The organism is Anaplasma phagocytophilum str. Webster, from assembly GCF_000964685.1.
GTDB lineage: Bacteria > Pseudomonadota > Alphaproteobacteria > Rickettsiales > Anaplasmataceae > Anaplasma > Anaplasma phagocytophilum.
In genome coordinates this window covers 940,536-953,808 of sequence record NZ_LANS01000001.1, presented here as the reverse complement: position 1 = coordinate 953,808, position 13,273 = coordinate 940,536, and the positions used below count along the sequence as shown (strand labels likewise).

Annotated in this window: 11 protein-coding genes, 2 tRNA genes and 2 pseudogenes; 5 read left to right on the top strand and 10 right to left on the bottom strand. The window is 43.1% G+C overall.

The features are described from left to right. Nucleotides 1-300 precede the first annotated feature (300 nt). The 6 genes from lon to APHWEB_RS03995 all read right to left on the bottom strand — a co-directional run bounded on the left by lon (nt 301) and on the right by APHWEB_RS03995 (nt 6,260). Nucleotides 301-2,709 (bottom strand): endopeptidase La, encoded by a 2,409-nt coding sequence (gene lon / locus APHWEB_RS04020; RefSeq protein ID WP_011451048.1) that lies wholly within the window; start codon nt 2,707-2,709, stop codon nt 301-303. Further along, nucleotides 2,696-3,943, bottom strand: coding sequence for an ATP-dependent Clp protease ATP-binding subunit ClpX (clpX, locus tag APHWEB_RS04015; protein WP_011451049.1), 1,248 nt, complete (start codon nt 3,941-3,943; stop codon nt 2,696-2,698). Before clpX ends, lon begins: the two co-directional genes overlap by 14 nt. A gap of 11 nt (nt 3,944-3,954) precedes the next feature. Further along, nucleotides 3,955-4,548, bottom strand: coding sequence for an ATP-dependent Clp endopeptidase proteolytic subunit ClpP (gene clpP / locus APHWEB_RS04010; protein ID WP_011451050.1), 594 nt, complete (start codon nt 4,546-4,548; stop codon nt 3,955-3,957). Nucleotides 4,549-4,603: 55 nt separating this feature from the next. Then, complete coding sequence (gene tig / locus APHWEB_RS04005; RefSeq protein WP_021799081.1) at nt 4,604-5,923, bottom strand: trigger factor; 1,320 nt, start codon at nt 5,921-5,923, stop codon at nt 4,604-4,606. A gap of 35 nt (nt 5,924-5,958) precedes the next feature. Then, nucleotides 5,959-6,041: transfer RNA gene (locus tag APHWEB_RS04000), tRNA-Leu, on the bottom strand. A 147-nt stretch (nt 6,042-6,188) separates the two neighbouring features. After that, nucleotides 6,189-6,260, bottom strand: a tRNA-Lys gene (locus tag APHWEB_RS03995). Between the two features lie 279 nt (nt 6,261-6,539). On the opposite strand from APHWEB_RS03995, the gene APHWEB_RS06705 reads away from it, so the two are divergent. The 4 genes from APHWEB_RS06705 to APHWEB_RS03980 all read left to right on the top strand — a co-directional run bounded on the left by APHWEB_RS06705 (nt 6,540) and on the right by APHWEB_RS03980 (nt 9,331). Further along, complete coding sequence (locus APHWEB_RS06705) at nt 6,540-6,704, top strand: hypothetical protein (RefSeq protein ID WP_155238385.1); 165 nt, start codon at nt 6,540-6,542, stop codon at nt 6,702-6,704. Between the two features lie 27 nt (nt 6,705-6,731). Then, a complete protein-coding gene (locus tag APHWEB_RS03990) occupies nt 6,732-7,298 on the top strand; it encodes a phosphatidylglycerophosphatase A family protein (protein ID WP_020849029.1) in 567 nt (188 codons plus the stop codon). Nucleotides 7,299-7,410: 112 nt separating this feature from the next. After that, on the top strand, nt 7,411-8,106 hold the full coding sequence (locus APHWEB_RS03985) for a GNAT family N-acetyltransferase (protein ID WP_226988808.1): 696 nt from the start codon (nt 7,411-7,413) through the stop codon (nt 8,104-8,106). 52 nt (nt 8,107-8,158) lie between these two features. After that, a complete protein-coding gene (locus tag APHWEB_RS03980) occupies nt 8,159-9,331 on the top strand; it encodes a hypothetical protein (RefSeq protein WP_011451054.1) in 1,173 nt (390 codons plus the stop codon). A gap of 63 nt (nt 9,332-9,394) precedes the next feature. Here APHWEB_RS03980 and iscX read toward each other — a convergent pair whose 3' ends face one another. Further along, complete coding sequence (gene iscX, locus APHWEB_RS03975) at nt 9,395-9,592, bottom strand: Fe-S cluster assembly protein IscX (protein ID WP_011451055.1); 198 nt, start codon at nt 9,590-9,592, stop codon at nt 9,395-9,397. A 528-nt stretch (nt 9,593-10,120) separates the two neighbouring features. Between iscX and APHWEB_RS03970 the strand changes: the two genes are divergently transcribed. Continuing rightward, on the top strand, nt 10,121-10,999 hold the full coding sequence (locus tag APHWEB_RS03970; protein WP_080651077.1) for an aminotransferase class I/II-fold pyridoxal phosphate-dependent enzyme: 879 nt from the start codon (nt 10,121-10,123) through the stop codon (nt 10,997-10,999). 75 nt (nt 11,000-11,074) lie between these two features. Here APHWEB_RS03970 and APHWEB_RS06800 read toward each other — a convergent pair whose 3' ends face one another. The 3 genes and pseudogenes from APHWEB_RS06800 to APHWEB_RS03960 form a co-directional block, all read right to left on the bottom strand. After that, on the bottom strand, nt 11,075-11,185 hold the full coding sequence (locus tag APHWEB_RS06800) for a P44/Msp2 family outer membrane protein (RefSeq protein WP_020849030.1): 111 nt from the start codon (nt 11,183-11,185) through the stop codon (nt 11,075-11,077). Between the two features lie 150 nt (nt 11,186-11,335). Beyond that, nucleotides 11,336-11,946: pseudogene (locus APHWEB_RS06065) on the bottom strand (P44/Msp2 family outer membrane protein); the annotation flags it as partial. A 46-nt stretch (nt 11,947-11,992) separates the two neighbouring features. After that, nucleotides 11,993-12,586 (bottom strand): annotated as a pseudogene (locus tag APHWEB_RS03960) (P44/Msp2 family outer membrane protein); the annotation flags it as partial. Between the last annotated feature and the right edge of the window lie 687 nt (nt 12,587-13,273).

Genomic DNA, 13,273 nt, shown 5'->3' with positions numbered 1-13,273 from the left:
AGTTTTACTCATCAGTATACACAGAATGCTAACAGCAACTTGAACGCATACAGCAACACCTACACTGCAAATTCAAGAACCCTAAGCAACCTACCGTATACCCCTGAGCAATATTACAAAAACTTAAGAAAACCTATCACCAATACACTATCAACAGCTCTTAAAGTCCCAACCCATACTGCCAATTCTCCAACTAACAAAAACACCCACCACACCTAGCGGTAAAAGTACCACATCCTAACTACCCCTCGCCCCAAAACGAAAAGGGAAACACAATCAGAACCCAAGCAACTACTCAACTTAATTCAGAAAAGAACAATCACCAACACCTGACATCTGATTGACAAATACCTCATCCTCGCTCAAAGGTACAACTGGTGACTCTAGCGCGCAAGCTATAACTTCATCTACACTAGAAACCAGCACCAGCTCCAGGGATTGCTTAACACTCTCAGGAAGTTCTGCAAAATCCTTTTTATTCTTAATAGGAAGAATAACAGTCGTCACACCACCACGCATTGCAGCCAACAACTTCTCCTTCAATCCACCTATAGGCAGCACTCTACCCCGAAGAGTAACCTCCCCAGTCATTGCCACCGAGTTTTTCACAGGAATACCAGTCATCAGCGACACAATAGAAATGCACATAGCTATACCCGCCGATGGACCATCTTTCGGTATCGCTCCCTCGGGAACATGCACGTGTATATCCTTGCTCTGAAAATCCTTAGATTTAATCCCAAACTCAAAACACCGAGAACGCACATAGCTATATGCAGCCTTCACAGACTCTTGCATAACCTCCCCAAGCTTACCAGTGCATTTTATACCACCCCTACCAGGCATCATCACCGATTCTATGGTTAAGAGATCACCACCAGTCTCCGTATACGCAAGCCCAGTAACAACTCCCACCATGCTGCTTTTCTCTTTAATACCATAGTCGTACTTGCGCACACCTACATACTTATCCACATTCTCAGGCGTTACAAATACGCTTTTTACATCTTTATTAGTGAGAATTTCCTTCACAGCCCCCCGCATCAACGAAGACAATTCTCTCCTTAAGCCTCTAACACCACTCTCCCTAGTGTAAAACCTAATTAAATCACAAATCGCTTCAGCAGAAATATCCCACTCCTTCTCACGTAAACCATGCTCCTTACGCAAACCAGGAATAAGATGAACCTTGGCAATCTGCAGCTTCTCCTCCTCCGTGTACCCAGAAAGCTGAATTATCTCCATCCTATCTAGCAAAGGCTTCTGAAAATTGAGATTGTTTGCAGTCGCAACAAACATAACATTCGAAAGGTCAAACTCCACCTCGAGGTAATTATCGACGAAATGCTTGTTGTGCTCAGGGTCCAACACTTCTAATAGAGCCGCAACCGGATCACCCCTATAATCCGACCCCACCTTATCTATTTCATCCAACAAGAATAACGGATTACAAGTCTTAGCACGCTTCATCTGCTTTATTATCTTCCCAGGCATTGCACCTACATAAGTGCGCCGGTGCCCACGTATCTCAGACTCATCATGCACACCACCTAATGATACGCGCACAAACTCGCGCCCCGTAGCCTCTGCTATAGACTTAGCCAGTGAAGTTTTTCCCACACCAGGAGGACCAACGAAACATAAAACTGAACCCTTAGGCTTCTTCACCCTCTTCAAAACAGCTAAAAATTCCAGCACCCTCTCCTTAACCTTATCCATGCCAAAGTGGTTGTTGTTAAGGATTTTCGCAGAGCTGGTCATATCTATCTTGCCGCTCTTAAACTTCCCCCATGGCAAATCAAGCAACCATTGCATATAACCAGAAATGATATTAGCCTCGGGAGACATCAAATTCATTTTCCTGTAGCGCTTCAAATCACTCAAAGCACGTTCCCTAGCCTCCTCCGATAGCGGAGTGGCATTTATCCTTTTCTCAAATTCACTAGCAGAATCACTATCACAGCACGAACCATCACTCTCTTCCAATTCACGCTGAATAGCCTTTAATTGCTCATTCAAGTAATACACTTTATGAGTAGCCTCTACCTGAGACCGCACCCTATCATCTATCTTTTTCTGAGCATTCAAAACCCCTATCTCCAGCTTTATCATGCCGAAGACCAGGTCGAGACGCTTGACTACACAAAACTCCTCAATAACCTTCTGCTTATCTTCTATACTAACCGCAAGATGAGAAGCCACAACATCAGATAGATGCCCTAATTTCTTGATCTCGTACGTAGAGGCAACAACCTCCGGCTGCATCTTCTTGCTAAGCTTGTTCCATACATCAAATTCACGCAGAACCGATCTCCTTAGCGCTTCCACCCTACTATCTATCTCAACGTCTTCATCATCCTCAATAATTTCAACGCTTGCGCTTAAAAAATCTCCCTCATCTACTAGATTTAGAACCTTAGCCCTACTCTCACCCTTTATTAAAACTTTCAATACACCATCAGGCAACCGTAACAATTGCACAACATCAGCTACTACACCCACAGTATACAAATCATCATTGCCCGGGTTATCAACAGAACCATCAATCTGCGTCAACAGCAGAATCTTACATCCCTCCGTCTTCGCAGTATACTCGAGCGCATTAACGGACTTTCCGCGCCCAACCGAGAGAGGCACAACAACCCTAGGGAATACAACCGTGTCTCTCAGCATCAAGACGGGAAGTAACACAACTTTACCCTCTTCCATAAAGATTCCCCTTCCTAGCATCTTCAAAACAGTTCTTGCCTAGAACCAAGTTCTCCACCATCTCCTTACTTATCGAGACTTTCCCCTCATGCGCACATCCCTGCGGATCAAACATAAAGTCAAGCAACAATGACTCCATTATTGCCCTGAGACCACGAGCCCCAGTATTGCGGTCAACAGCCTTCCTCGCGATAGCCATCAACGCGTCATCATCAAACTTCAACTCTAAATTATCCATCTCAAATAATTTAGCGTACTGCTTCACCAAAGAATTCTTCGGCTCCACTAATACCCGAAAAAGCGTATTCTCATCCAACTTACCCAATGAAGTAATAACAGGAATCCTACCTATAAACTCCGGAATAAGTCCAAATTTAACCAAATCTTCAGGCTCTGCATAGGATAAAACATCTTTCGTCGGACTCACCATGCTTTGCACGTTCGCCTCAAACCCCATGGAGCTTCCACGATTACGAGCCTCTATAATTTTCTCAAGCCCATCAAACGCACCACCAAAAATAAACAAGATATTATCAGTGCTGATTTGTATAAACTCCTGATGAGGATGCTTCCTACCACCCTGCGGAGGAACAGACGATACCGTCCCCTCTATTACCTTCAATAGAGCTTGCTGTACCCCCTCTCCCGATACATCTCTGGTAATCGACGCATTCTCAGACTTCCTAGATATCTTATCAACTTCATCTATGTAAATTATACCACGCTGCGCAGCCTCAACATTAAAATTTGCTGCCTGCAATAGCTTAAGCAAGATGTTCTCTACATCTTCCCCAACATACCCAGCTTCTGTAAGTGTAGTAGCGTCAGCCATAGCGAAAGGCACCTGCAATACCCTCGCCAAAGTCCGCGCAAGTAGAGTCTTCCCCGACCCAGTGGGACCTATAAGCAAAACATTCGATTTCGATATCTCAACTTCACTAATAACCCCAGAGTTCCTCAAACGTTTGTAGTGATTATATACAGCAACAGACAAAACCTTCTTAGAATGCTCCTGACCTATCACATACTCGTCCAGAACCTCTTTTATCTCCCGCGGCTTCAGATCAAACCTACCCTGCTTAGCAGGTAGATTCTCCTCCTGCAATATACCACCACATAATTCAACACACTCATTACAAATGTATGCCTCAGGACCGGCTATCAGCTTCTTTACTTCACTATGCAACTTACCGCAAAATGAACAACTATAAGCGCCTTTCTTCGTCTCAGACATTTACCTTCCTACTACTTTTCCTCAATACGCTTTTCTATCACCTTATCTATAATACCGAAATCCCGCGCCTTCTCGGCAATCATGAAATTATCCCTTTCCATGCTACTCTCTATCTCTTCCAAAGATTTACCAGTATGCCGAACGAAAATCTCATTTAGCCTACGTTTTATCTCCAATATCTCTCTAGCGTGTATCTCTATATCAGTAGCCTGTCCACGAAAACCACCAGATGGCTGATGAATCATAACTCTAGAATTCGGAAGTGCACAACGCATCCCAGGCGCCCCTGCACACAACAAAAGAGACCCCATAGATGCCGCTTGCCCCAAACAAAGCGTAGCAACATTCGGCTTTATATACTGCATAGTGTCGTATATAGATAGCCCAGCCGTCACCACACCACCTGGCGAATTTATATACATGGATATATCCTTCTCAGGATCTTCAGCTTCCAGAAATACTAACTGCGCAACTATGAGACTTGCCATCTCATCTTCGATAGGCCCCGTAACGAATATAATCCTCTCTTTCAGCAATCTAGAATAGATATCATACGCCCGCTCACCCCTACCAGTCTGCTCAACTACCATCGGAACCAAGTTCATAGACTACCCCCCAAATCCCATACACAAACCCTCAAGACAAGCTTAAAACTATTACCTACACACTCTCAAAAAGCGATTTAAGCTCCCCCGCAGACATGCTTTGCTTATCCTTTTTAGCCCTGGAAATTATATACCTGACCACCTTATCTTCAAGGACTTTTCCCTTCACGTGTTCCCTAAAATCCTCTCTGTTCTTAAAAAGCTTAAGCACATCTTCCATGCTCCTTCCGTAGGCAGAGTAATTCACCCTGATAAAGGACAAAATATCATTGACCTCCACAGCAACCCCAGCATCAGTTGCCACCTTCATGAGCAACATACCAAGCTTTACACGCTGCTCAGCTTCCTTAGTCAGAGCCTCAGCATCATTCAAATCCCCTTCTTCTAGCTCACGACGCATCCTTCCAAGCTCTTGAGCAACTATATATTCAGGAACATCCACACTGTACGACGCATCCAAATGTTCAAGCAGCTCTCTCTTAGCCACTACACTACCCATATCCGCAAAACGACGATTGAGACCATCCGTGGCAAACTTCACCATATCTTCTACGCTCCCAAAGCCACACTTGCTCGCCAATGTCTCCCTGTCACTTATCTCATCCTTTACGCTAAGTCTCTCTACCGTCACATGCATGTCTACTTCCTTTCCAGCAAAGTGCTTAGCCATATAATCGAGAGGGAACTCCAACTTAAATTCCTTAGATTCACCCTTCTTCATTCCAACAATTTGCCTCTCAAACTGCTCTAGCAATTGCCCCTTTCCCAAAACAAATGTAAACCCCTGCGCACTTCCTCCTCTCAGCGCCTTTCCCTTAAACGCGCTACGATAACTTATCGTCACCCGATCACCATCTGAAACCCCACGAGATTCATCATCAACATCAACAAAGCTCGGGTAGTTTGCCTTAAGATCTTCTAGAAACTCATCAACATCCTCTTGCGAGATATTTACCTCAATCTCCTTCAGAGTAATACCATCAATATCAACAACTGGAACCTCCGGCATTACCTCAAACTTCAGCTCATAAACCAAACCCCCATCGCCCTCACTATTCGAACAAACCTTGGGATAAGCCTTGATTTCCACACCTGAAGTCACTATACCTCCGAAGTCACCCTCCTTCAGAAACTTAGAAGAAATATCATCAATAACCTGCGCTACTACTTCGCCCGCTATACTCTCTCCATACATTCTGCGCACAAACTCCGGAGAAACCTTACCCTTCCTAAAACCATCCATACGTGCTGTAGCCGCAATCCCCTGAAGCTTCTCAGTTACCTTCTCTTCTATGTACTCGTTTTTGACAGCAAACTCATACCCACGCTTAAGCCGCTCGTTGAGAACCTCTTTGACACAATAGAACTGCTGCATAAAAACACTCCTCTTACACTCCAAGCACACAGGAGTGCGGATAGAGGGACTTGAACCCCCACGAGCATAACTCACTAGGACCTAAACCTAGCACGTCTACCAATTCCGCCATATCCGCACAAGCAACCAAGGCACACAGCCAAACACAAAACATAGATAGTATGGCTCCGTTCCGAAACAAACAAAACCCTGCAGAACCTATGAAAAAAAACAGCCGCGCTTAAGGCAACCTCCGCCACTAAGCACACTTAGTAAAAGCACTAAGTGGTTCCGGCGTGATTCGAACACGCGACACACTGATTAAGAGTCAGGCGCTCTACCACTGAGCTACGGAACCACCACCTCAGACGCGAATCACCGTTAGACAACTTGAGCATCGCGCCGTTTCAACCCCTGTTGATACTACTATACATTTGATATGTCAATAATAAGATCGCTAGCACCTAAACTTGAGATTGCTAGTACCACAAGTTTGACTATCAGGCTTATTTCTTGACTATGAAACTGATTTGTTTATAATGCGGACCGCTTTGTCTCGGTTGTCTTGGCGTCTGGCTTTGTTTCAACTAGCCATTGAGTTCTGCCTATAGCTTTTGCTTTTTTAGGAGTGGTCGTCATGAGATTCTATAAGGTTTTGTTTTTGTTTGCGGTAGTACTTGTGCTGCAGGGATGCGGAGGATTGTTCTCGAAAGAGGAACGAAGAATACGGAGTCCTTGCGTTAGAGCAGGAAGTGGGCATGAATGCGAACGTCATCCAGTAAATAAATGGTTGCTCAGATAGTATTCCATAAGTTTGTGCTGCCTAGGAATGTTCGTAGGCAGTGCAGGCTGGGGTGCAGCTTGCACTTTTTTGATATGTAATTTGGAGTTTCTCTTGCGGGCATGTTGTGAGATTGTCGCCACGTGGTTTGGGTGTGGAAGATCACCTATAGCTCCTGGTACTGTGGGCAGCGCTGCTGCGCTATTGTTTTTTCCTCTTGCCATTACAAGCTTCGCGGTGGGTTTTGTGCTTTTTTCTGCTCTTATGGTTCTGGGAACATTTGCTGTAGCACAGTATCTTAAATGCCATCCTGGAATTAGTGACCCTAAAGAAGTTGTGGTGGATGAGGTATGTGGACAGCTCTTGGTCTTTGTAATCATTGCCGCTTTAATGCAGAGTGGCTCTATATGTTTGAGATCTACTGATGGGTCATTGTGGTTTCTGTCACTAACGGGATTTGTCACATTTCGCATTTTTGATATTGTGAAACCATGGCCTATCTGTTTTGTTGACAAGAACATAAAGGGGGCGTTAGGAGTAATGTTAGATGATGCAGCTGCTGCAATGCACGCTGCTGTTGTTACTCTTGCCGTAATGAGCGTGGTTGTGATGTAGCACTCACGTATAGTTAAGTAGGGGGAATAATTAAATGCACCTTTCTTCTTTAGCATCAGAGAATCTGAAAGAATACATGTTATATGCGGTCAAAATGTCTGAATGGTCGTCAATGGAGGTAGGCAACTTGGTGCTGGCGATCAATGGCCGCGCCGACTCTTTATTTAATTATGTTTTCTGTCGGGACGGGAGCTTAGAAGAGTCAGAACGTTCAGCAAAGGAAGTCTTGAACTACCTGCATAAAGATGGAATCGACGCTACTTGGGTCATGGATTCATACATGAAGACTTGGAGAGGTCTTGCGGATAAATTAAGGCTTTTCAATCCTACTTCTACCCGGAAGGTTTACAAAAAGATTCCAAAAGTCTCTAGCTTTGTTAGAAAACACCCTAACCTCGTACTAGATCTCGTCAACACGCAGGAGGCCTTAGTAGAGTTGGATCACCTAGCAGCAAAAATTTTCTGTTGCAAGGCGGATGATCTGATAATACTGTTGAGGGGAATGACGAAAAAAGAACCGTCGCGCCTGAGATTCTTCATAGCCAAGTTGTTTAACAAAGTAGTTGGGCTATGTGGCATGTATGTCCACGAGAATGTTGTTGGAATGTATAGCGACGGCGTATTGCCTGAGTATAGAAATATGGGAATTGCAAGCGAGATGGTGCAGCGCAGAATGCAAATTGCTGTAGAACTTTTTGGGTGCGAACATGCTGTAGCTCAGTGCGTAGCACAATCAGTAAGTTTATATGAAAGACTGGGCTTTAAAGCTACTGGTAACATGTACCTTTATCCTTCCCCTGCGGCATAGGATGTGAACTTGTAAAAGTGAATATGGAGAGATTGTGAAGGAAAGTTAGGGAATGTTTACGTATATAGCCCCTTATATTTTAGTTTTTGTCCTAGCGGTCTTTGCTATTTTCTCTTTTTATGCTAGTTTAAGCATGAATGACTTAAAACATAACAATAACTTACTTGCGAGTTTAATACTGTCATTAGGTGATGGATTTTATCTCTGGGACGAAAAGAAGAGGGTTGAGCGTTTCTCTCCTAACCTACATATACTGCTAAACAGTGTTTTTTGCTCTTTTAACGAGCTTGCAAACTTTTTCGAAGAATCTGATCAACTAAGAAAAAACTTCTCCGAAGCCCGGAGGATAAACAAGTCTTTCGCAATAGATCTCAAGGGAAGAGATTCAGAAATCTATTGTTTTTGTCATGGACAAAGTATCGTCGATGACCAAGACAGAATTGTAGGGGTTTTATTGTGGATCCAGAACGTTACAGGTGGCAGGTCTCTAATATCGAATTTGAAGAAGGAAAACGCAAGACTGTCGCGAAGTTTAGCCGATTATAGCGACATGGTAAATGCTCTGCCTTATCCCATTTGGAAGAGAAGTCCTAGCTCTGATGTGGAGATACACAACCCATTTTATGTCAAGTTAATGAAAGACAATAAGAATGGCGATATCTTTACCAGACAACATGCGACTGCTACACACAGAGATTCGGAAAATACTGCTCTGAAGGAGAAGATCTTCATGATAGTAGACAACGAAAGACGTTTATATTCGTTGACTGAAATATCAACAGAAAGAGGAGATTTTATTGGGTACGGGCAAGATATAACTCAGAGCTGGCAGCTGATGGAGGAAATAAAGGGATATACTCAAATGCAGAAGAATATCCTACGCAGTTTGCCTTGCGCTGCGGCGATATACGGAAGTGATGGTAGACTACTGTTTTTTAATGGCCATTTCAGTAAGTTCTGGCAACTTGAGCACTTACGCACCGACAAGGGTGCCACCTATTCTGACATAATACGCAAAATATATGAAAGTCGTAAGTTCATAGACGATAAAGCATTTGAGTTACTTAAAAAGCAGCAGTACGAACTCTTCGGTAAGCTCTCAGAACCATATCACGACACCCTGACTCTCAAAAGCGGAGTGCTGGAGATCTCAGTTGTCCCAAACCACAGACAAGAGCTTCTCTTTCTGTACAGTCACAATCAGCTAAAACAGTCTAAGAACTAATCCTGAGTAATTTTCCTCAATGCGTGGCAAGTAACCATCTACATTAGATAAAGAAAGGAGTTACTATTCCTCCTCCCTTTCAGATACCCAACACATCTGTATAGCCTCCAAAACACCCTCGTTGCAACCACCATCATCAGAAAACCCAGGCAACGCAATAACCATATCCCTAAGCTCAGTAAACCTCAGGGCAAAGATATCTTGCTCAGGATACAGCTCCTCTAATAAGCATACGATATCTTCAGTATCATTCCACTTCACAGCCAGAACCCACTTACGGAAACAACTCGAATATATAATAATTATCTATGCTATAAAACATAAACCTTGCTTTTTAGCTGGTAGATCTTAAACACAAACATACTGCTATATCTAAGAGTACTGACAAATGCCATAAACTTCTGAGCCAGTACTTCCCCTGCGATATCGGTATACATACTGCCCGTGCAATAATCCTAGAAACATGCCTATCAGATTCCAGAATAGATCTTGTTTGCTAAGTTGGATACACAAGAGCTTGGGCTGCAACTCTACCAGTATGAGTAGTTATCTCACAGCTACAACAATTCATGAAATTCGACATGCACATAAGCCGAAATATGCCTCATAAAAACGTACAAAATGACCTCCAATGGGGAGTTTTTAGGGAACATCAAATGCTTAGCTTGAAATACACATTCAACTTTAATTCTTACTCCAGAGATACAATCTCGGCATTTTTTCATACCCAGAGTGCAAGAATCACCACTTCACATTTGGAAACTGGCAATGGTATGAAAAACCTTACTAATAAAGTACGCAGAAATAGAAGCAAAACTTGCATCACTATACGGAACAGAAGCTGCGTTGGTATTTAGCAGCGGATATACAGCAAATATAGGAAGCATCTCAGCATTGGTAGGTCGCCATGATATGATCTTGGCAGATAAGTTCATACACGCTTCTTCTCTTGATGGAGCAAGATTATCCGGAGCTACAATATACAGGTTTACGCACAATAACGTAGATCACTGCATGCAACTAATTAGTAAGTATAGGGAACTACACGATAACTGCCTAATTCTGCTAGAAAACATATACGGGGTAGATGGTGACTTAGCTCCCGTAGACGAGTTTATCCAACTAGCAAAAGAGTGGAATGCTTGGGTCATTGTAGATACTGCTCATGGCTTTGGTATGCTCAGTTCCTTACAAGCAGACATATATGTGGGTACACTTTCCAAGGCAATGGGGGCACTGGGTGGATTTGTGTGCTCATCAAAAATTACGATTGAGTACTTATTAAATAAGTCACGCAGTTTTATTTATACAACTGCTTTACCACCGGCAATTATAGCAGCTGCAAGTGCGTCTATAGACCTTTTCAAATCTTACGCAGAAATTCCGATGCGTCTTGCAAAAGAATTTTGCAAAATTATGGAACTACCTGAACCGCAAAGTCACATAGTGCCTTTGATTATGGAAGATGTCAGAAGCGTGATACTTGCTGAGCAAGCCCTAGCTGAACGGGGCATTTTAGTATCAGCAATTCGTCCTCCGACAGCCCCAACTCCGAGACTGAGGTTAACATTTACTGCTGCACACAAGCTAATAGACGTACATAGACTGTGTAATGCATTGAAAGCGTGCGTTGTACTTACAGAGGCAGGAAACTGGCGGGTCCTATAGTAGCTTCACTCTTACACATCTCTACCCCCATTCGGGAATAGAAACAGGGCACAAGAGAAGTTACCCTGCTCCACCTCAAAAAGCGAACCTAACGCCAAACTCAGTACCCATATAACTCATATCAAAGTTAGCTATAGCCTCGTATTGGTTACGATCTGCCTCGTAATATACTACCCTTCGTAGCATGGGGAGAGGTACGTCGTAACCTACAAATGGTGGCAGCACCTTACAATAAAGCTAACCAGAACCCAACTTCTCACGGGAGAGACCTTAAAAAAGACAGATATTACAACTCAAAGAAAGACTATTGAATTTTTGCCTATATTTGTTCTTACCTCAAAAAGCTAGCCTAACACCAAACTCACCGCCAACATAACTCATATCAAAGCTAGCTATAGCAGTATCCTTAGCATGTTCTGCAAGGCTAATATCATCAGCTAAGTGCCGTAACGGCAGATCTTCATAAACACCATCTCCTACAACATGATGGTAAAAACCACCTGCAAAAGCTGTAACTTCTTTCGAAAGTTTATAGCTAAGGCCTGCCTTTAACCTATATGCAAATTTTGCTGTAGTATGCCCATCTACTACGCCATAAAGCTCATCCCTGAACCAACACAAGCATACGGCATCACGATATTACTTACCAAAATATCTGAGCAAACATTCATTACAACTGAAGCCGAAGAAATGGCCTTAATCTCAATAACTCCCCCACCCCCTTTAATAGTTTTAGCAAGTAACCCAGCTACTATGGTTTTTTCTTCAGGGGTGAGCTTTGTTAGGTCTTTGGTTACGGCTTTGGCGTTGTCGTTAGTTTCCGACCTAGTGTGCGTATTTCGTGTATCCTCCCTAGAAGTAGGCCAATTCTTACTACCATCTTCTAGTATCATGGCCTTAACAAAGTCACGTAAAAACTGTTGAGGTCTGGTAGTACCACTACTACTCTGTACCCAAAGATAACCTGAACAGAAGCGATAGCAAGCCGTATCAGATGCTTACAAAGGTAGAAGAAACGGCCCTAATTTCAACAACCTCGCCCCCTTCAATAGTTTTAGCAAGTAGCCCTGCTACTATGGTTTTTTCGTCAGGGGAGAGTTTCTCTACTAGGTCTTTAGCTACGGCTTCGGCGTTGTCGTTATCCTTCTTTCCATCTCCACTTGATGTAGGCCAATTCAGGTTTCCATCTTTTAGAGTTTTTGCTACAAAGTGTCCAAGAAACTGTGGTGTCTCACTATGTCCATTGCTAATATTATTGCTGCCCGTGGTGAACCCTTTATCACCACATAATGCGGTTCCACCAAGTGTAGTGCTCTTTATATCAGTACTTTCCTTGTACATTGCGTACTGACTCTTTTGACTACTATCTTTACCTGCCGACTTCGTCTTACAAACCTTCCCATCAATACTGGGATGAGAAACCCCAACCGCCTTAGCAAACTGAACGATGTCTTTACCGGAGGTTTTGGCAAGAGCAGCAGTAAGCTTATCAGTCTGCCCAGTAACAACATCATAAGCTAACTCCTTAGCTAGTAGATATACTGTTTCATCCTCTCTAATAATACTGCCACAATTCAGTATGTTCCGGAGATATATAGCTGAAATCATTGAATTGAAAAATTTGTGTTAGCTTTAGTATGTAGACGATCGATACACCTCATGTTCAGTCCGTTACCTAAGACTATGCGCCCCTGCCCCTGGTGCGTGCACTGATAATAACTCTATGAATGGCTATGATAATAGGAACCCAAACGCAAAATCCTATACCTGATAATGGAACTCAAGGTGAACGCAGTATCAAGAGATTTCAGATATAAAACCCCTTGCTTCACTATTATAGTACTCAAGGTAAATCCGACGCAGAACTCTATTATAACCCTGATATTAAATCCGAAAGTCACTAAATATACCTAAAGACCGCTCAGATAAAGTGAGGAGCGCAGTTCCTTAGTCTCCTCTCCAAATTAAACTCTTCCGTAAACAAGATACATGACAAAATACGAAGCTAACTCCTTGCCGGTAGATATGCTGTATCAGCCGCATCTTCCCTTGCTACAATATCCCCAATCTGTTGCAGCCTTAACGTAATAGGTTTCTAAAAATCTGCTCCAATACAAACTGCAGAAGTCAAGCACTCACTGTACAGTATCCGATCTGTAAATTATCCCCTCGCTTGCATCTCAACCATGTTACTTACTAATGCAGCCACATACATAACTGATATTGCTTACTGAAACTTAGTTTCACTACAAAGAACTAATATCTCTCTCATCC